Origin of the sequence: Streptomyces sp. JJ66 (assembly GCF_019303495.1) — a bacterium.
Classification (GTDB): domain Bacteria; phylum Actinomycetota; class Actinomycetes; order Streptomycetales; family Streptomycetaceae; genus Streptomyces.
In genome coordinates, this window is record NZ_JAEVFI010000012.1 from 44,776 (window position 1) to 61,043 (window position 16,268).

A 16,268-nucleotide genomic window follows, 5' to 3' on the forward strand; every position below is an offset into this window, starting at 1 on the left:
AAGGGGGGCGCGAAAGATCCCTCGGACGCGCATGCGAAACTTTTCACATGAGCATCCGCCGCGCCCCCCGGCGTCGCCCCTCCCGCCGCTCTGCCGCCCTGGTGGCCGCTGCCGCGACCGGGGCGCTCATGCTGACCGCCTGCGGCTCCGGCACGGACGTCGCCTCCGGCAACAACACCCAGTTCGTCCAGGGCACCGGGCAGATCACCACCGTCCCGGAGAAGGAGCGGCCGCAGGCCCCCGACCTGGTGGGTGAGGACCTGGAGGGGGAGGAACTGCGGCTGTCGGACTTCCGTGGCGAGGCCGTCGTGCTGAACGTGTGGGGCTCGTGGTGCGCCCCCTGCCGCGCCGAGGCCCCGCACTTCGCCGAGGTGTCCGAGGAGACCGCCGGGAAGGGCGTGACGTTCCTCGGCATCAACACCCGCGACCTCGACGTGGCCAATGCCCAGTCGTTCGACCGCAACTTCGACATCACCTACCCGAGCTTCTACGACCCCAGCGGCAAGCTCATCGCCCAGTTCCCCAAGGGCCAGCTCAACCCCAAGGGCATCCCCTCCACCCTGGTGATCGACGCCGAGGGCCGGATCGCCGTCCGCGCGCTGAAACCGCTGTCGGAGGACGAGCTGCGGGAGATCGTCGAGCCCTTCCTCACGGAGAAGTGACGGCCGCCACGCCATGTCCCCCACCCCGTCCCAGCTCCTCGCCGCCCCGCAGGCCCAACTCCTCGCCGCGCCCGACGTGACCAGCACCGTCGTCTCCGGAGCGCTGCTGCTCGCGGTGCCGATCGCGCTCTTCGCCGGACTGGTCTCCTTCTTCTCCCCGTGCGTGCTGCCGCTCGTCCCCGGCTACCTGTCCTACGTCACCGGCATCGGCGGCTCGGACCTGGCCGAGGCGCGGCGCGGGCGCATGCTCGGCGGCGCGCTGCTGTTCGTGCTCGGCTTCACCGCCGTCTTCGTCTCCACCGGCGCGCTGTTCGGCTACTTCGGCGCCACCCTCACCGAGTACCAGGAACCGATCACCCGGGTGCTGGGTGCCCTCGTCATCGTGCTGGGGCTGTCCTTCATGGGCGCGCTGCCCTGGCTGCCGCAGCGCGAGTTCCGCATCCACCGCAAGCCGACCGTCGGCCTGGTGGGCGCACCGGTGCTCGGCGTGCTGTTCGGTCTCGGCTGGACGCCGTGCTTCGGGCCGACGCTCGGGGCCGTCAACTCCCTGGCGTACAACGAGGCCAGCGCGGGGCGCGGCGCGCTGCTCATGCTGGTGTTCTGCCTGGGCCTGGGCCTGCCGTTCATCGCCGCCGCGCTCGCCTTCCGCAAGGCGCTGGGCGCCTTCGACCGGGTCAAGCGGCACTACGTGTGGGTGATGCGGGTCGGCGGCGGCATGCTGGTGGCCGTCGGCGTGCTGCTGGTCACGGGGATCTGGAACGAGATCGTTTACGAGCTACAGGTGTGGTCGTCCGGCTTCACCGTGGGGATCTGAGGCATGGGTCACGTGGACAGCACCGGCGTTGACGCGACGGGCACGACGGACGCGGGCGCGGCGGACGCGGGCGCGGGTACGGCGGACGTGGTTTCGGCGGGTGCCGACGCGCGGGCCGACGCCGATGAGCGGGCGGCGGACGCCGACGAGCGGGCGGCCGGGGCGCAGCTGACGACCGCGCCCGCCGAGGAGCGCCCGGACGCCGGGAGCGGCGACGGCCCCGTGGGCATCGGCGTCCTCGGCTGGGCCCGCTGGTTCTGGCGCCAGCTGACCTCCATGCGCATCGCGCTGATCCTGCTCCTGCTGCTGTCCCTGGGCGCCGTGCCCGGATCGCTCATCCCGCAGAACAGCGTGGACGAGTTCAAGGTCGCCCGGTTCAAGGCCGACTACCCCACCCTCTCCGACGTCTACGACGCGCTCCAGCTGTTCGACGTCTACAGCTCGGTGTGGTTCTCGGCGATCTACCTGCTGCTGTTCGTCTCGCTCATCGGCTGCATCGTCCCGCGCAGCTGGCAGTTCGTGGGCCAGCTGCGCGCCCGCCCACCGCGTGCGCCGCGCCGTCTGGACCGGATGCCCGCCTACGCCACCTGGCACACTGACGCCGCGCCCGAGCAGGTGCTGGGTGCCGCGCGCACGCTGCTGCGCGGCAAGCGGTTCCGCGTCGCGGGCGCGGGTGTCGCGGGCGCGGGCGGCCCGGGCGGTCCCGGGGCCGAGGGGCGGGCCGCCGCCGGGGACTTTGTCGCGGCGGAGAAGGGGTACCTGCGCGAGGTGGGCAACCTCGCCTTCCACCTGGCGCTCATCGTCATGCTGGTGGCCTTCGCCGTCGGCCAGCTGCGGTACGTCGAGGGCGGCAAGCTGGTCGTCAAGGGCGACTCGTTCGCCAACACGCTCACCCAGTACGACGACATCCGCTCCGGCGCCTTCTACGACTACGCCGACCTCGGCGACTTCGGCTTCACCCTGGAGGAGTTCCACGCCTCCTGGGAGCCGTCCGGGCCGCAGAAGGGCACCCCGCGCGAGTTCCGGGCCGACGTGAGCTACTGGGAGCAGCCCGGCGGCCCCGAGCGACAGGCGTCGATCGAGGTCAACGAGCCGCTGGAGCTGGACGGCTCCAAGGTCTACCTGCTCAACTACGGCTACGCCCCCTCCGTCACCGTGCGCGACGGCCAGGGGAACATCGCCTACCGGGGCCCCGTGCCGTTCCTGCCGCAGGACGACAACCGCACCTCGCAGGGCGTCGTGAAGGTCACCGACTACCGCGACGCCGGGGGCGAGCGGGACCAGCTCGGCTTCGTCGGCCTGTTCACGCCCACGTTCGCCATCGACGACCAGCGCGGACCGCACTCCACGTTCCCCGCCCTGCTGGACCCCATGCTCTCGCTGTCCGCCTACCACGGCGACCTCGGCGTGGACTCCGGCATCCCGCAGAGCGTCTACCAGCTCGACGACACCAACATGGAGCCGTTCACCGGGGAGAACGGCGACATCTTCCGCAAGGCGCTCAAGCCCGGCGAGTCGCTGGAGCTGCCGGACGACGCGGGCACGCTGACCTTCGACAGCGTCGAGGTGTGGGCGTCCTTCCAGGTCTCCCAGAAACCCGCGAGCGGCTGGGCGCTGGCCGGGGCCCTCATGGCCATCGCCGGACTGGCCGGGTCGCTGTTCATCCAGCGCCGCCGCGTGTGGGTCCGCGCCCGCGCCGGGGCCGACGGCCGTACCGTGGTGGAGCTGGCGGGGCTCGGCCGCAGCGAGTCCGCCCGCGTCCCGGAGGAACTGGCCACCCTCGCCGACCACCTGGCCACCCACGCGGCCCCGCTGACCCCCGCCACGGACGGCGGCCCGGACGCCGCCGCCCCGCCCCGGGACGGCACCGGCACCCCGGCCGACGACCCCGCCCAGCCCGCCGAAGAGCGCCCTAGGAGCGAACCGTGAACCTCGCCGCGGCGAACAACCAGGCCCTGGCCGACTTCAGCACCGTGCTGATCTACTCGGCCATGGCGGTCTACGTCCTCGCCTTCCTCGCTCACATCGCCGAGTGGGTCTTCGGCTCCCGCAGCAAGGTGGCCCAGACGGCGTCCGCGCTCAGCCCCGGCCGCCGCAGCGTCGTCGCGCCCGAGGTGCAGGCGGCCCGCGCGGCTGCGGCGGCCAAGGAGGAGGGGGGCGGCACCGCCGTGCTGGAGCGGCCCCGGGTCATCACCCGCTCCGGCAGCGCCCGTACCGCCCTCCCCGACGGCCCCGGCGCGGCGGCCGGGGACGCCCAGGGCGACCTCTACGGCACCGTCGCCTTCGCCCTCACCGTGCTGGCGTTCGTCATCCACGCCGCCGGTGTCGTCACCCGTGGCCTGTCGGTGCAGCGCGTGCCGTGGGCGAACATGTACGAGTTCTCCACCACGTTCTCCATGGCTGCCGTCGGTGCCTACCTGGGCTTCGTCGTGGCGAAGAAGAACGTGCGCTGGATCGGCCTGCCGCTGGTCACCACCGTCCTGCTGGACCTGGGCCTGGCGACGACCGTCCTGTACACCGAGAGCGACCAGCTGCCGCCCGCGCTGGACTCCGCCTGGCTCGTCATCCACGTCGCCCTGGCCATCACCTGCGGCGCGCTGTTCTACCTCGGCGCCGTCGCCACCGTGCTCTACCTCTTCCGCGACCACTACGAGGTGAAGCTGGAGCGCGGCGGCCAGCCGGGCACGTTCGCCACCTCGGTGCTCGAACGCCTGCCGTCGGCGGCCTCGCTGGACAAGTTCGCCTACCGCGTCAACGCCGCCGTCTTCCCGTTCTGGACGTTCACCATCGTCGCCGGCGCGATCTGGGCCGAGGCGGCGTGGGGCCGGTACTGGGGCTGGGACCCCAAGGAGGTGTGGTCCTTCATCACCTGGGCCGCCTACGCCTGCTACCTCCACGCCCGCGCCACCGTCGGCTGGAAGGGCCGCAAGGCCGCCTACCTCGCCCTCGCCGCCTTCGCCTGCTGGCTGTTCAACTACTACGGCGTCAACCTCTTCGTCACCGGCCTCCACAGCTACTCGGGCGTTTGACGGTTCGGCCTCAGGCAGCGTGCGGGGTGAAGGTGACGCGCGAGTCGCCCTCGTCGATCGCCAGGTTCAGGGTGCCGTCCAGGGCTTTGGCCAGCCGTCGCAGCAGCGGAAGGGTCGGCACGGTGTCACCCCCCTCCATCCGGGACACCTGAGGCTGCGTCATCCCGGCCCGTTCGGCCAGTTCAGCCTGGGACAGGCCGAGCTCGACGCGCCGGTCGTAGACCGCCTGCCCGAGGTCACCGGCCAGCCGCGCGTCCACGTATTCCTGGTCGTACTCCACCGTCTCACCCGCCAGCTGCCGGGCCCGGCGCGTCCTCCACGTGCTGTGGTTCATCAGCTCTCCTTGCGCCGCTCGTAGGTGTGCCGGGCGTGACCGTGCTCCGCCTCGCAGACCTTCTGGGCCTGGTGCGCACGCTCGACTTCGGCTGTTTCACGCATCCTTGTCTTGCGGAAGACCGTCAGCAGAACGATTCGCTGCCCGGGAGCGAGCCAGTACGAGATGCGCACGGCTTCGCCGTCCAGCACGAAGCGCAGCTCACGAAGCTTGCCGCCCAAGTGCCGCGAGTACGGCTCACCGAGCGACGTCGGCTCCTCCAGCAGACGGTCCGTCTTGTCCTCGACCCGGCGGTAGAGGCGGAACGGAAGCAGCTCCAGCCAATCCCGTACCTCGGGTTCGATCTCGATCTCCCACCACACCGCCATGCAATCAACGGTATATGCATCTGATGGTATAACGCAAGCTTGGCGGACTATGCCTCCCCTTGGCCACAGTCTGGAACCGCGACACGAAGTGCGGACCGTAGCGGTTGGGCTGCTGGCCGGAGCGGAGTCGGGTCAGCACGGGCTCGGGCTGGGCGCCCAGCCCGTATCAACGGGTACCGGCCCCCCGCGTGAAGGTGCGGGGCCGGTACGGTGGCGGTGAGGTCCGGGGCACCTGTTTTGCCCCGGACCTCACCGCTCGCGGTGTTGCAGGAGAGCCTTGATCTCCGCGATCCCGGACTCCAGCCCGGCAACAGTGGTCTTCAGCTCCCTGACGTCGCTCTTCAGCCCGCCAACGTCCTCGGAGAGCTTTTCCAGGATGCGAGTATGGCTGGCCAGAACCGCGCCGTGCGCGTGCTGCACCGCGACGATCTCATCCAGTTTCGTGTTCATGCTAGGTAATTCTTCCACCCACCCGTGGGCTGCTGGCCTACGCCGAGGGCGCGGAGTTTGGTCAGCACGGGCTCGGGCTGGGCGTCCAGCCAGTCGCACAGCTGGCGGAAGGAGACCATGCGCACGTCGCGGTGTCCCGCCTCGGCGATGTGCTGGATGGTCTGCTCGACGGCGTCCATGTAGATGCCGCCGTTCCACTCCTCGAAGTGGTTGCCGATGAACAGCGGGGCCCGGTTCGTCTCGTACGCCCGCTGGAAGCCCTGGGTGAACGCCCCCACCGCTTCCTCCCGCCACCCGGGGCGGTCCGCGACGGGGCCCCGGGTGGTGTTCCCGGACTGGTTGGCGAGGAGGTTGTAGTCCATCGACAACACCTCGAACGAGCGGCCGGGGAACGGTATGGACTGCAACGGCAGATCCCACACCCCCTGTTTCTTCGCGGGCCACACCTGAAGGCCCCCCGGCGAGCTGGCGTCGTACCGCCAGCCCAGCTCGGCGGCGGCTGGCAGCAGGTTTTCCTGTCCCAGCAGGCAGGGCGTGCGGGCGCCTATGAGCTCCGTGCCGTAGTCGAACGGCAGCGGCTCGACGTCGGTGAAGCCGGTGTTCGTCCGCCACCGCGTCACGAACGCCGACGCCTGCTCGATCTCCGAGCGCCACTGCCGGGGCGTCCAGTGCGCCACGGAGCCGCTGCCACCGCAGAAGTGGCCGTTGAAGTGCGTGCCGATCTCGTGGCCCTCCAGCCACGCCGCGCGCAGGTTCTCCAGCGTCAGCCGTATGTTGGCGTCCTTGAGGTACCCGATGTCCGACGCCCCGCGCGGGTTGCCCGGCGGCCGGTACAGGTTCCGCTTGCTCTCCGGCAGCAGATACAGCCCGGACAGGAAGAACGTCATCGCCGCCCCGTGCTCGCGCGCGACCTTCCGGAACCGTGGGAACAGGCCGTTGCCGACTTCCCCGGCGCCGTCCCACGAGAACACGACGAACTGCGGTGGCCGCTCCCCGGGCTCCAGCGGGCGCGGGGCGGGCGGCTGGTTCGGCTGCGGCCCGGTGTCGGCGGTGGACCCGTCCCCGAGCGGCGTCACGGCCGGGCTGGGACTCGGCTCCGGGGGCGTCGCCCCGTTCTTGCCGGGCGGCCCTTCGCCGTCTGCCTGCCGTGTGCAGCCGGTGGCCCCGAGTGCCGTCGCGGCGGCACCCCATGCGAGCAGCTTCCGGCGGCTGACCCCGTCCATGCGTTCCCCTTCGGCCGCGTGTCCGTGCACTGCGGAAGAGGTCTATCCCGGGGGACCCGGTTCCGGAAGCCCTTCGGGGAAAAGTGTCCCTTCGTGCTGACGGCCGGGGTATGACGCGTTCCCGGCAGGCTGCGCGGAGCAACGGGGCGCGGGCCGCCGCGTCAGCCGGGTTCGGACGGGGTGGCGTCCGGGGGCGGTGCGATGGTGTCGGGCACCAGCGTCCGCAGGAAGGCGGCAGCCGCCGGGGAGAGCCGATCAGGGCTCCACACCAGGCGTTCTTCGCGGACCGGGGCGTCCCGCAGCGCCAGAACCCGGACGCCGGCCAGCCGGGGGACGAACGCGGCGGGCAGGGTGGCGACGCCCAGGCCGTTGCGGACGAGCGCGGCCAGCGTGTCCACCGAGGTCACCTCGCAGGCCACCTCCCGGCGCAGCCCCGCCCGGGTGAACGCCCCGTCGCTCTGGTCGCGGGCGGCGGTGCCGGTGGGAAAGTCAACGAACACCTCCTGCGCCAGCCGCCGCAGCCCCACGGGCGTGCCCGCCTCGACCCCGGCCAGTGGATGGTCCGGCGCGACGACGGCGACGTGCTCATCTCGCAGCAGCGTGCGACTGGCCACGCCCCTGGCCACGAACTCCGGTGGCACCCCGAGGAACGCCAGGTCCAGCGCGCCTTCGCGTACCTCTGTGGCCAGCACCTCGCTGCCCCAGGTCACCAGGCTCACCCGCACCTGCGGGTGCTCGGTGCGGTACACGCCCAGCAGGCTCGGAAGGTCCACGACGGTGACCGTGCTGATGGTGCCGATCGACAGGCGGCCCCGGATCTGCCCGAGGGCCGCCGCGACCTCGGCGCGCGCCCGCTCCGCGGCCTCCAGCGCCTGCCGGGCGGCGGGCAACACCGCCTCCCCGGCCGCCGTCAGCCGCACGCGCCGACTGGTGCGCTCGAACAGTCGCGCTCCCAACTCCCGTTCCAGCTTGGCGATCTGGTGGCTCAGCGCGGACTGGACCACGTGACAGCGCTCGGCCGCCCGGGTGAACCCACCCGTCTCCGCGACCGCGACCACGTAGCGCAGCTGTTGCAACTCCATCCAGCGATCGTGAATCACGATCATTGCGATGACAAGCATGTGTTGGACTCATGGATACGGGCGGCCTCAGCCTGGGAGGCATGACCGACCCCGCGCTGCGCGACGAACCCCCGGCCCCTGCCCTCGCCCCTGCCCCCGCGGCCCTCGCCCCTGCCCCGCTGCCCGAGGACACGCCTGCCGGGCACGCGCCTGCCGACGTCGCCCCTGCCAGGCACACGTCCGCCGACGTCGCCCCCGCTGGCGACCGGCCGAGCGACGTCCCGCCCGTCGGGCCGGACACCGCCCCGCTCGGGCGGGGACTGCTGCTGCTCATGGCCGTGGCCACCGGACTCTCCTGCGCGGGCAACTACTTCGCCCAACCCCTGCTCGACCTGATCCGCAGCGAACTGAACGTGAGCACGGCCGTCGCCGGACTCGTCGTGACCGCCGGACAGGCCGGGTACGCGCTCGGGCTGCTCGCCCTCATCCCGCTCGGCGACGTGCTGGACCGCCGCCGCCTGGCGGTGACCCTGTTCAGCGCCACCGCTGGTTTCCTCGCGCTGACGGCGCTGGCCACCTCCGGCGCCCTGCTGCTGGCGGGCACCGTGCTCACCGCCCTCACCTCCGTCGGCGCGCAAGTGGTCGTCGCGCACGCGGCCGCGCTCGCCACCCCCGCCGACCGGGGCCGGGTCGTCGCCACCGTCATGTCCGGCCTCCTCCTGGGCGGCCTCCTCGCGCGCACCGCCGCCGGGGGCCTGGCCGAACTCGGCGGCTGGCAGACGGTGTACTGGGTCAACGCCGTCCTCATGGCGGGCATGGCGGCCCTGCTGCACCGCCACCTGCCCCGGCTGCGCCCCACGGCCGCGCTCGGCTACCCCGCCCTGCTGCGCTCGACGTTCACCCTGCTGCGCCAAGAGCGGCTGCTGCGCTGGCGGACGGCGGTGGGCGCCTGCTCCATGGCCTCCTACAGCGTGCAGCTGACCGCCGTGACGTTCGTCCTCGCCGGCCCCGGCTACGCGTGGTCCGAGGCCACGATCGGACTGTTCGGCCTCGTCGGAGTGGTGGGCGTCCTCACCATGAAACTCGCGGGCCGCCTGGGGGACACCGGCTCCGTACACCAGGTCACGGGCGTGGCCCTCGTCCTTCTCGTCGCCGCCTGGCTCACGCTGCTGCCCGGCGCGGGCTCACTGGGGTGGCTGGTGGTGGGCATCGTCGCCCTGAACGTGGCGCAACAGGCGGTACTCAACAGCAGCCAGACCATCCTCTACGCGCTGCGCCCCGAGGCCCGCAACCGCATCAACTCGGCCTTCATGACGGGCTACTTCGTCGGAGGCGCGGCGGGCTCGGCCCTCGCGTCGGTGGTGTGGGTCCACGCCGGATGGCGCGGCGCGTGCACCCTGGGCGCGACGCTGGCCGCCGCGTCCACCCTGCTATGGCTAGCCGAACGCCTCGGCCCCCGCGCCCCGAAGCTCCCCTCCGGTGCTTAGCCGTGGTGGGCCGTGGCGTAGCCGACGAACGCGTGCCAGGCGTCGTTCCCGACGACGAGCGTGGGACCGCCGGGGTTCTTGCTGTCCCGGACGGGCACGACGCCGATGTAGCCGTCGGCTACCTCGACGCAGGCGCTGTCATTGTTTGGGCTGTAGCTGGACTTGCGCCAAGGTGCCTGGCTCAGGTCGAAGTGCGATGTGTCCATAGCTCCTGTACTCCTTGGCCACTGTCTCCATCAGGTGCAGGGACCGTCCGAGCGACAGTGCGGCACCTCGCGTTTGATCGTACATAGCCCGGTGCTGCTCCACCATTTCGGAATCGCACATGAGGTGGCCGGTGTTGACGGCCTCCGCGTATGCAACGGGCGGTCCGTCGTCGAAGTACATGAGACTCACCAGACTGCCCATCACTCCGTGTGCACCTTCGGAGAACGGCACAACCTGCACCTTGACGCGCTCTTGCTTCACCAAACCGATCGCGTGGTCGATCTGATCGGCCATGACGGTGGGGCCGCCCACCCAGTAGCGCAGGACCGCCTCAGCCACGATGAACGACACGGTCACGCGGGATTCAGTGAGGATGCGTGCCCTGCGCAACCTGTTGACAACGCGGCGGTCAAGTTCCTCCGGCGTCTGGTATTCGTGGTTCGTCCGGAACAGCGCACGGGCGTACGCCTCGGTTTGCAGAAGGCCCGGCATGTACACCGGGGTGTACTCCTCGATGCGGATCGCCTTGCGTTCGGCGTGGGCGGCGCGGTCGAAGTGGCCTGCGTACGGGTCGCGTTCCAGGAAGCGTTCGAAAACACCGCCGGTGTTGAGCACTTGATCGAGTAGCCTCGCGTCCTCAAGGGTCGGCTTGCGGCGGCCTGACTCCCAGTGGCTGATCAGTGAAGGGCTGCGACACACCAGCTTCGCCAGTTCCTCTTGCGTCAGGTTGGCTCTCTCCCGCCGCAGCCGCAGCTCGACCTGATAGGGCTCGGGTGGGAATTCGTCCGCCGGATCGTCGTAACTGCCGTAGAAGCTAATCACTTTTGCCGCCACGTGGCGCTCCTCGTACAGATCGTTTGTAGAGCTGTGACGGCTACCACGTTACGCCTCACTCCCCCACGCTGTAACCAGTTCGCCACAGAGCGCGAGCCAGGGGAAAGCGAAGGGAAGCGCACGTCATGACCGAGCAGGCAGAAGTACCCGCCGTGGGGGACACGGTGTTCGACACGCGGCAGGAGCGGGTTGGGGTCTACCAGGCCAACGTGGACGGCGAGTTGTGGTTGCGGCCGATCGGCGGGGGACGCGAGTGGACGGCCGACCCCGGGCACGTCCGCAGGCCCACCGACCGTGAGCTGATCAGCGAGCGCGTGCGCATCGCCAACCGCGAGAGCCGCACGCGGTGACCGTCGGCAGCGTCGGCCCCGGCGGCGTCGGCCCGCCCAACGGCGTCGTGGTCAGCGGTTACCGGTGTGAGGCGACCGCCGTTGCCGCCGACCGGAGTGCCGCGTGGCCGCTCGGCGAGGTGCGCGAGCGTGACCCGCGCCTCGCGGTGCGGTGGATGCGCGGCCGGGCGCTGCTCATCGCGAACGCACTCGACCCGCTGCCCGGAGCCTGTGGCCCACTTCCCGCCGCATGCCTGCGCGAAGTCGTCGGCGACGGCCCGAACCCGGGCGCGCTGCTGCGCCGTTGGGCCGACGACGCGTCCGCCCAGGCCGCCGCCCTCACCCGGCTCCGCACGGGCACCCCCATATCCGTCCACGCGGCCGACGACGCGACCCAGTACGTCATCTCCGCCTACCCCCTCACCAAGGGGGTACCGGACGGCCCGTCCCGTCGGTTGGGCACTGCGACCCCAGGGAGACGGACAGCATCGCTACCCTCGCCACAGCGGCCGCATCCGCTGAGACCACCAGGAGCGCCCATGAACCGCGCAGCAGCACGTGATCGCGTGGGCGGCTCACCTCAAGGCCGCGTCCCATCACCTGACCGCGCAGGCCACCCCGAGTGAGGCCAGGGGTGCGCCGCGGTCGGCCCGCTGTACCAAAACCGTCTCGCTGAGCTACGCGCACAGGCGACCCCGGTGCGCCTGAAGACCGGGGCAACCTCGAAGGAAACAAGGTGAACAAGGCGACTCAGCTCCGCGCCGCACTCGCGGCCAGCCTCACGGAGGACGGCACCCTCACGAAACCCGAGTGGAGCAGCGCGGCCAGGGCGGTGCCCCGCGAGTTGTTCACGGGGTCCTACTTCCGGGCCGTGGCGGGCAGCGTTCCGACTACCTACCGCCCCGTCCGTGAGGGCGAGCCCGGATGGCTGGAGGGGGTCTACTCCGACGAAACGCTGATCACACAACTCGACGGCCGGACCAGGCCCGACGATGTGGCCGGGGGAGCCGTGCCCGGCTCCCCCTCGTCCTCGTCCACCCTGCCGTCGCTGGTGTTGCGTATGTGGCAGCAGCTCGGGGCCAAAACCGGACACCGGGTGCTGGAGATCGGCACGGGCACGGGCTACTCGACCGCCCTCGGCGCGCATCGTCTCGGGGACGCCAACCTCACCAGCATCGAGTACGACCCGGTGGTGGGCGGTGCTGCGGCCGCCGCGCTCAAGATGGCCGGTTTCGCGCCCCGGCTGATCATCGGTGACGGCCTGCGCGGCGACCCGGACGGTGGACCGTATGACCGACTCATCGCCACCTGTTCGGTCCGGTACCTCCCGCTCCCGTGGCTGCACCAGGTCAGGCCGGGCGGAAAGATTCTGGTCACCCTGTCCGGATGGGGCTACGCCAGCGCCCTCGCGCTGCTCGATGTCACCGGCCCCGGGCAGGCCATGGGCCGGTTCCTGCCCGGGTACACCAGCTTCATGATCGCCCGACCACACGACCGCCCGCCCCGCCCGTCCCTGGCCCTGCTGCCCGGCGAGGAGCGCCCGAGCCAGATCGATCCCGCCAAGCTCGACGACTGGACCGGTGGCTGGGTCGCACAGCTCGCGGCACCCTCGGCCGAGCGCATGGGGGCAGGAGCGGAGCAGATCCTCTGGGACGTGTCCACCGGTTCGCAGGCCCGGACGGCGCCAGACGCGGGCGGGGGGTGGAACGTCGTGCAGCGCGGGCCTGTGCGCCTATGGGATCGGGTCGAGCGGGCGGTGCGGCGTTGGCAGGCCGCTGGCGAACCCCACCAGGAGGAATTCGGCATCACGGTCTCGGCCGCCGGTCAGCGGGTGTGGCTCGGTACCGAGGACGGTCCCGGCTGGGACCTGCCGATCTGACCCCCAGCAGCCCCGGCCAAGGGGCGCGGGCGTGGGGCGGCCGACGGCCCGGGGCCGTCAGCGGCTCTTCGGCGGGTCGTCTGGACCCGTGTCGCGGGGGTCGCGGTCACCGGAGGCGGGCGGGGGCTCGTCGGCGTCGGCGGGGCGCTGGTCCTGGCCGCCGAGGGACTTCAGGAAGTTCGGGTTGTCGTCCGGGGCGACCCAGCGGCGCTCGTCGGCGCGGACGGCGCCGTAGGGCGCGTTGCGGCGCGGGCGTCCGGCGATGAACCAGGCGATCGGCCCCACCAGCACCTGGCCGAACAGCAGGACGATGAAGACCCACGCCAGTTTCGGCAGCTTGCGCACCTCGTCCTCGCGGGTGTTCAGCACGTCGATGAAGGCGTAGAGCCACACGGCCAGGATCAGCAGGAACGGCAGATACCTCAGCATGCGGTCAGCCCCCAGGTGCGTGCGAGAACGGGATGGCGGTACCGCCAGCGTAAACCCCGGCCGCAGCGGCGCCCCGGGCCGCGCCCGAAGCGGAGCCCCGCCGAAGCCGGAAGCGGGCGTACCGGATACTGGCACGTATGGCATACGACGATCTCCGCTCGCTGCTGCGGGCGCTGGAGCGCGACGGCGACCTGAAGCGGATCACGGCCGAGGTGGACCCCTACCTGGAGGTCGGTGAGATCACCGACCGGGTCAACAAGGCCGGGGGCCCGGCGCTGCTGTTCGAGAACGTCAAGGGGTCGGCGATGCCGCTGGCCATGAACGTCTACGGCACCGACCGGCGCTTGCTGAAGTCGCTGGGGCTGCGCGATTACGACGAGATCAGCCAGCGTATCGGCGGCCTGCTGAAGCCGGAGCTGCCGCAGGGGTTCGTCGGTTTCCGGGAGGCGTTCGGCAAGCTCGCGGGCATGACGCACGTCCCGCCGAAGAAGGTGAAGGACGCGCCCGTGCAGGACGTCGTGCTCACCGGCGACGAGGTGGACCTGGACGCGCTGCCTGCCCTGTTCACCTGGCCCCAGGACGGCGGCAGCTTCTTCAACCTGGGCCTCACCCACACGAAGGACCCGGAGACCGGCGTCCGCAACCTCGGCCTGTACCGGCTCCAGCGGCACGACCGGCGCACGATCGGCATGCACTGGCAGATCCACAAGGACAGCCGCAACCACTACCAGGTCGCCGCGCGGCGCGGGGAGCGGCTGCCGGTCGCGATCGCCTTCGGCTGTCCGCCCGCCGTCACCTACGCCTCCACCGCGCCGCTGCCCGGCGACATCGACGAGTACCTGTTCGCCGGGTTCCTCCAGGGCAAGCGGGTGGAGATGGTGGACTGCAAGACGGTGCCGCTCCAGGTGCCCGCGCAGGCCGAGGTCGTCATCGAGGGCTGGCTGGAGCCGGGGAAGATGCTGCCGGAGGGCCCCTTCGGCGACCACACCGGCTTCTACACGCCGCAGGAGGACTTCCCCGCGCTGACGATCGACTGCGTGACGATGCGCAGGCGTCCGCTGCTGCAGTCCATCGTCGTCGGACGGCCGCCGACCGAGGACGGGCCGCTGGGCCGCGCTACCGAGCGGTTCTTCCTGCCCCTGCTGAAGATCATCATCCCGGACATCGTGGACTACCACCTGCCCGAGGCGGGCGGCTTCCACAACTGCGCGATCCTGTCGATCGACAAGAAGTACCCCAAGCACGCGCAGAAGGTGATGCACGCGGTGTGGGGCGCGCACATGATGTCGCTGACGAAGCTGATCGTGGTGGTGGACTCCGACTGCGACGTGCACGACCTGCACGAGGTCGCCTGGCGCGCGCTGGGCAACACCGACTACGCCCGCGACCTGTCCGTCGTCGAAGGCCCCGTCGATCACCTCGACCACGCCTCCTACCAGCAGTTCTGGGGCGGCAAGGCGGGCATCGACGCGACCCGGAAGGGGCCGGAGGAGGGCTACACGCGCGGCTGGCCGGAGATGGTCGTCTCCGACCCGGACACCGCCGTCATGGTGGACCGGCGCTGGCGGGAGTACGGGCTGTGAGCACCGAGGCCGAGGTCACGCCGTCCCCGGGCAGCCCGCAGCCCCCCGGCAGGGTGCGGGCCTTTCTGCGCCTGGTGCTGATCGAGCACTCCGTCTTCGCGCTGCCCTTCGCCTACATCGCCACGCTGACGGCGATGTTCCTGCACGGCGGCTCGGTGCGGTGGTGGACGCTGGTGCTGGTCACCGTGGCGATGGTGTCGCTGCGCACGTTCGCGATGGCGGCCAACCGGATCATCGACCGCGAGATCGACGCCCGCAACCCGCGCACCGCCCAGCGCGAGCTGGTCACCGGCGCGGTGTCGGTGCGCACGGCGTGGACGGGCGCGGCCGTCGCCCTGGCCGTCTTCCTCGCCTCGGCCGCGCTGCTCAACCCGCTGTGCCTGGTGCTGGCGCCGCTGGCGGTCGTGCCGATGGTGGTCTACCCGTACGGCAAACGCTTCACGAACGTCCCGCACGCCATCCTCGGGCTGGCGCAGGCGATCGGGCCGGTGGGTGCCTGGCTGGCCGTCACCGGGGCCTGGTCCTGGGACGCGGTGATCCTGGGCCTGGCCGTCGGCGTCTGGATCGGCGGCTTCGACCTGATCTTCGCCTGCCAGGACGTGGCCGCCGACCGGGCGCACGGCGTGAAATCGGTGCCCGCCCGCTTCGGCGTCGCCGCCGCCCTGTACGCCGCGCGCGCCAGCCACGCCGTCACCCTCGGCCTGCTGGCCTGGTACGCGCTGGCCACGGACGCGGGCGGGTTCTTCTGGGCGGGCCTGGCGATCGTCGCCGCCGCCTTCGTCTACGAGCACAGCCTCGTTGGGCCGGACGACCTCTCCCGCCTGAACCGCGCGTTCTTCACCGTCAACGGCTTCATCGGCATCGCCCTGTTCACCTGCGCCCTGGCCGACCTGGCGGTACGCGGCCTGAGGGGGTGAGGCGGGTCCCGCCGCGACGTACGCCGGGCTGGTCCTCCGCCGCACCCGCCACGGAGCCCGTGGCCGAGCCGCACCCATCCGGCAGGCTCGCGGTAGGCACCGGTGGTGGGTGACGCCTCCCCCCGACTACGGCGTGTCACCCAGCGACAGCAGCAGCGTGCGCAGGAGGTGGTCGAGCTCGCGATGGCTCTCCTGGTCGAGCCCGGACAACAGCTTGCGCTGGTTCTGCACGTGGCCTTCGATCACCGCGTCAACCTGGTCGCGGCCGGCCTCGGTGAGGACGATGTGCAGGCTGCGACGGTTGCCGGGTACGGCCTCGCGTCTCACGAACTCGCGGGCGACGAGGCGGTCCACGCGGTTCGTCAGGGCCGCGGAGCCGATCATGACGCTGGCCGCCAGCTCCTTAGCAGTCAACGGTCGGTCGGTGCGCCGCAGGGTCGCGAGGACATCGAATTCCCAGGTCTCCATGCCGTGTTCGGCGAAGTAGTCCTTGAGGCCGGAGCCGACGAACCGGGAGAGACGCATGAGGCGCCCGACGGTGCCCATGGCGTCGAGGTCCAGATCAGTGCGCAGGGCGGCCCACTGACCGAGGAACTCGTCCACGGAGTCGCGCATGCCGTCACCTCGCTTTCGTTGTTCCACGGCAGAACGTTGACAGGCTT

The 16,268-nt window shown here is 71.3% G+C and carries 19 protein-coding genes; 10 read left to right on the forward strand and 9 right to left on the reverse strand.

Annotation, left to right across the window (positions count from 1 at the left end; translation table 11 throughout):
- Positions 1-47 precede the first annotated feature (47 nt).
- From JJV70_RS11215 to ccsB, 4 genes are read left to right on the forward strand one after another with little or no spacing between them, the layout of a single operon-like run.
- Positions 48-662, forward strand: a complete 615-nt coding sequence (locus JJV70_RS11215; RefSeq protein WP_219047695.1) for a TlpA disulfide reductase family protein — start codon at positions 48-50, stop codon at positions 660-662.
- 13 nt (positions 663-675) lie between these two features.
- Positions 676-1,476, forward strand: coding sequence for a cytochrome c biogenesis CcdA family protein (locus JJV70_RS11220; protein ID WP_219047696.1), 801 nt, complete (start codon positions 676-678; stop codon positions 1,474-1,476).
- A 3-nt stretch (positions 1,477-1,479) separates the two neighbouring features.
- Complete coding sequence (locus JJV70_RS11225) at positions 1,480-3,405, forward strand: cytochrome c biogenesis protein ResB (RefSeq protein ID WP_219047697.1); 1,926 nt, start codon at positions 1,480-1,482, stop codon at positions 3,403-3,405.
- Entirely contained in the window at positions 3,402-4,505 is a 1,104-nt protein-coding gene (gene ccsB, locus JJV70_RS11230) for a c-type cytochrome biogenesis protein CcsB (protein WP_219047698.1), read from the forward strand. Before JJV70_RS11225 ends, ccsB begins: the two co-directional genes overlap by 4 nt.
- A 10-nt stretch (positions 4,506-4,515) precedes the next feature.
- Here ccsB and JJV70_RS11235 read toward each other — a convergent pair whose 3' ends face one another.
- The 5 genes from JJV70_RS11235 to JJV70_RS11255 all read right to left on the reverse strand — a co-directional run bounded on the left by JJV70_RS11235 (position 4,516) and on the right by JJV70_RS11255 (position 7,962).
- Positions 4,516-4,839, reverse strand: a complete 324-nt coding sequence (locus JJV70_RS11235; RefSeq protein ID WP_219047699.1) for a helix-turn-helix domain-containing protein — start codon at positions 4,837-4,839, stop codon at positions 4,516-4,518.
- On the reverse strand, positions 4,839-5,207 hold the full coding sequence (locus JJV70_RS11240) for a type II toxin-antitoxin system RelE/ParE family toxin (protein WP_219047700.1): 369 nt from the start codon (positions 5,205-5,207) through the stop codon (positions 4,839-4,841). Before JJV70_RS11240 ends, JJV70_RS11235 begins: the two co-directional genes overlap by 1 nt.
- Before the next feature lie 249 nt (positions 5,208-5,456).
- Complete coding sequence (locus JJV70_RS11245; protein WP_219047701.1) at positions 5,457-5,657, reverse strand: hypothetical protein; 201 nt, start codon at positions 5,655-5,657, stop codon at positions 5,457-5,459.
- A complete protein-coding gene (locus JJV70_RS11250; RefSeq protein WP_219047702.1) occupies positions 5,654-6,880 on the reverse strand; it encodes a hypothetical protein in 1,227 nt (408 codons plus the stop codon). The genes JJV70_RS11245 and JJV70_RS11250 overlap by 4 nt, the downstream gene beginning before the upstream one ends.
- A 161-nt stretch (positions 6,881-7,041) precedes the next feature.
- Entirely contained in the window at positions 7,042-7,962 is a 921-nt protein-coding gene (locus JJV70_RS11255) for a LysR family transcriptional regulator (protein ID WP_219047748.1), read from the reverse strand.
- An 80-nt stretch (positions 7,963-8,042) separates the two neighbouring features.
- Between JJV70_RS11255 and JJV70_RS11260 the strand changes: the two genes are divergently transcribed.
- Entirely contained in the window at positions 8,043-9,428 is a 1,386-nt protein-coding gene (locus JJV70_RS11260; RefSeq protein ID WP_257573772.1) for an MFS transporter, read from the forward strand.
- On the opposite strand, the gene JJV70_RS11265 is transcribed toward JJV70_RS11260, so the two are convergent.
- Positions 9,425-9,634, reverse strand: a complete 210-nt coding sequence (locus JJV70_RS11265) for a DUF397 domain-containing protein (RefSeq protein ID WP_219047703.1) — start codon at positions 9,632-9,634, stop codon at positions 9,425-9,427. The two genes, JJV70_RS11260 and JJV70_RS11265, sit on opposite strands and share 4 nt — an antisense overlap.
- Positions 9,567-10,469 (reverse strand): helix-turn-helix transcriptional regulator, encoded by a 903-nt coding sequence (locus tag JJV70_RS11270; protein WP_219047704.1) that lies wholly within the window; start codon positions 10,467-10,469, stop codon positions 9,567-9,569. Before JJV70_RS11270 ends, JJV70_RS11265 begins: the two co-directional genes overlap by 68 nt.
- 125 nt (positions 10,470-10,594) lie before the next feature.
- On the opposite strand from JJV70_RS11270, the gene JJV70_RS11275 reads away from it, so the two are divergent.
- From JJV70_RS11275 to tgmC, 3 genes are all read left to right on the forward strand, one after another.
- On the forward strand, positions 10,595-10,819 hold the full coding sequence (locus tag JJV70_RS11275; protein ID WP_219047705.1) for a hypothetical protein: 225 nt from the start codon (positions 10,595-10,597) through the stop codon (positions 10,817-10,819).
- On the forward strand, positions 10,816-11,424 hold the full coding sequence (locus JJV70_RS11280; protein WP_219047706.1) for a hypothetical protein: 609 nt from the start codon (positions 10,816-10,818) through the stop codon (positions 11,422-11,424). Before JJV70_RS11275 ends, JJV70_RS11280 begins: the two co-directional genes overlap by 4 nt.
- 110 nt (positions 11,425-11,534) lie before the next feature.
- Positions 11,535-12,677, forward strand: a complete 1,143-nt coding sequence (tgmC, locus tag JJV70_RS11285; protein ID WP_219047707.1) for an ATP-grasp peptide maturase system methyltransferase — start codon at positions 11,535-11,537, stop codon at positions 12,675-12,677.
- Positions 12,678-12,734: 57 nt separating this feature from the next.
- Here tgmC and JJV70_RS11290 read toward each other — a convergent pair whose 3' ends face one another.
- Positions 12,735-13,106: a PLD nuclease N-terminal domain-containing protein gene (locus JJV70_RS11290; protein ID WP_219047708.1), complete on the reverse strand. Its 372-nt coding sequence runs from the start codon at positions 13,104-13,106 to the stop codon at positions 12,735-12,737.
- Between the two features lie 137 nt (positions 13,107-13,243).
- Here JJV70_RS11290 and JJV70_RS11295 point away from each other — a divergent pair, with 137 nt between their 5' ends.
- Positions 13,244-14,689: a menaquinone biosynthesis decarboxylase gene (locus tag JJV70_RS11295; protein ID WP_219047709.1), complete on the forward strand. Its 1,446-nt coding sequence runs from the start codon at positions 13,244-13,246 to the stop codon at positions 14,687-14,689.
- On the forward strand, positions 14,686-15,606 hold the full coding sequence (mqnP, locus tag JJV70_RS11300; RefSeq protein WP_219047710.1) for a menaquinone biosynthesis prenyltransferase MqnP: 921 nt from the start codon (positions 14,686-14,688) through the stop codon (positions 15,604-15,606). Before JJV70_RS11295 ends, mqnP begins: the two co-directional genes overlap by 4 nt.
- A gap of 126 nt (positions 15,607-15,732) precedes the next feature.
- Here the strand turns inward: mqnP and JJV70_RS11305 are convergent, their stop codons facing one another.
- The gene (locus JJV70_RS11305; protein ID WP_308294776.1) at positions 15,733-16,248 is read right to left on the reverse strand and encodes a MarR family transcriptional regulator; all 516 of its coding nucleotides are present in this window, start codon (positions 16,246-16,248) and stop codon (positions 15,733-15,735) included.
- Positions 16,249-16,268 lie beyond the last annotated feature (20 nt).

Bases quoted from the DNA above. Each gene is read 5' to 3' on its own strand.
- JJV70_RS11260 (WP_257573772.1), top strand. From the start codon at position 8,043: ATGACCGACCCCGCGCTGCGCGACGAACCCCCGGCCCCTGCCCTCGCC.
- JJV70_RS11290 (WP_219047708.1), bottom strand. From the start codon at position 13,106: ATGCTGAGGTATCTGCCGTTCCTGCTGATCCTGGCCGTGTGGCTCTAC.
- JJV70_RS11255 (WP_219047748.1), bottom strand. From the start codon at position 7,962: ATGGAGTTGCAACAGCTGCGCTACGTGGTCGCGGTCGCGGAGACGGGT.
- JJV70_RS11265 (WP_219047703.1), bottom strand. From the start codon at position 9,634: ATGGACACATCGCACTTCGACCTGAGCCAGGCACCTTGGCGCAAGTCC.
- JJV70_RS11240 (WP_219047700.1), bottom strand. From the start codon at position 5,207: ATGGCGGTGTGGTGGGAGATCGAGATCGAACCCGAGGTACGGGATTGG.
- JJV70_RS11220 (WP_219047696.1), top strand. From the start codon at position 676: ATGTCCCCCACCCCGTCCCAGCTCCTCGCCGCCCCGCAGGCCCAACTC.
- JJV70_RS11235 (WP_219047699.1), bottom strand. From the start codon at position 4,839: ATGAACCACAGCACGTGGAGGACGCGCCGGGCCCGGCAGCTGGCGGGT.
- JJV70_RS11215 (WP_219047695.1), top strand. From the start codon at position 48: ATGAGCATCCGCCGCGCCCCCCGGCGTCGCCCCTCCCGCCGCTCTGCC.
- JJV70_RS11245 (WP_219047701.1), bottom strand. From the start codon at position 5,657: ATGAACACGAAACTGGATGAGATCGTCGCGGTGCAGCACGCGCACGGC.
- JJV70_RS11250 (WP_219047702.1), bottom strand. From the start codon at position 6,880: ATGGACGGGGTCAGCCGCCGGAAGCTGCTCGCATGGGGTGCCGCCGCG.
- JJV70_RS11295 (WP_219047709.1), top strand. From the start codon at position 13,244: ATGGCATACGACGATCTCCGCTCGCTGCTGCGGGCGCTGGAGCGCGAC.
- JJV70_RS11225 (WP_219047697.1), top strand. From the start codon at position 1,480: ATGGGTCACGTGGACAGCACCGGCGTTGACGCGACGGGCACGACGGAC.
- JJV70_RS11275 (WP_219047705.1), top strand. From the start codon at position 10,595: ATGACCGAGCAGGCAGAAGTACCCGCCGTGGGGGACACGGTGTTCGAC.